Here is a 1,024-nt window from a genome sequence, read left to right as displayed (position 1 = left end):
TTACCTACCAAAGTGAAGCAGAGCATGGGATACCGACAACTGACCCAGATCCAACGATACCAAATTTTTGCCTATCTTGAGACCGGCATTAGCCAGCGAAAGATAGCTAAGGCCATTGGTGTCCATAGCAGCACCATTAGTCGCGAGATAAAGCGCAACGGTCTGACCAGTGGTTATGCGCCTGAACAGGCTCAATCGGCAAGTGATCAGCGCCGACGCACTGCCTGGAAAGTGACGAAGCGGCTGCCCAGCCTGATTCGCTGGGTCACTGACCAATTGATGGACGAATGGAGCCCTCAGCAAATCAGTGGCTTCATGGCCAATGCCAACGGGGTCTGCGTAAGCCATCAATGGATCTATGCGTTAATCTGGGACGACAAGAAGCACGGTGGAACATTATGGAAACGGCTCCGACTGCCACGCCAGCGGCGCTACCAGCGCCAATTGGCTAAGCGGGCGGGGTTAGGCAAAATCCCGCACCGAGTAGGCATTGAGCAGCGCCCTGCCAAGGTGGAAGAACGGCGCCATATCGGACATTGGGAAGGCGACACGGTGCTTAAGGGCCACAAAGAATCTGGACTGGTGACCCTGGTCGAAAGACGCAGTGGCTACCTCTTGGCAGCGCGGCTGCCAACAATCACCGCCACTAGAACGGCTCAGGCAATGACGCGGTTATTGGCACCACGCCGAGGGGCAGTGCACACCATCACTTTGGATAATGGGTCGGAATTCGCTGAGCACCGGAAAGTTGCCAAGGCCGTCTCGGCTAAGACCTATTTTTGCGACCCGTACCGCTCATGCCAGCGTGGTACTAATGAAAACACCAATGGTCTGATTAGGCAGTATTTTCCTAAAGGTACTGACTTCCGCAAAGTGACCAATGCCGAGCTACGAAGTGTCGTCAATAAGCTAAACGATAGACCAAGAAAGCGGCTGGGATACCGAACCCCAGCCCAGGTGTTCTTAGGTGAATACTCAGGAGCACTAGAAACCGCAGGTGCTGCACTTATTAGTTGAATCCAGG

Annotated in this window: 1 protein-coding gene; it reads left to right on the top strand. The window is 54.1% G+C overall.

Going from position 1 to position 1,024, the window contains the following annotated elements; genetic code table 11:
* Nucleotides 1–24 precede the first annotated feature (24 nt).
* On the top strand, nucleotides 25–1,017 hold the full coding sequence (locus CXF87_RS12130) for an IS30 family transposase (protein WP_045812303.1): 993 nt from the start codon (nucleotides 25–27) through the stop codon (nucleotides 1,015–1,017).
* Nucleotides 1,018–1,024 lie beyond the last annotated feature (7 nt).

It is taken from the genome of Halomonas sp. MES3-P3E (assembly GCF_002836035.1).
GTDB classification, from domain to species: Bacteria; Pseudomonadota; Gammaproteobacteria; order Pseudomonadales; family Halomonadaceae; genus Vreelandella; species Vreelandella arctica.
This window is presented reverse-complemented; position numbering and strand designations above follow the sequence as displayed.

What these genes read in the sequence shown, in the direction of transcription:
- CXF87_RS12130 (WP_045812303.1), top strand. Translation starts at nt 25, where the DNA reads ATGGGATACCGACAACTGACCCAGATCCAACGATACCAAATTTTTGCC.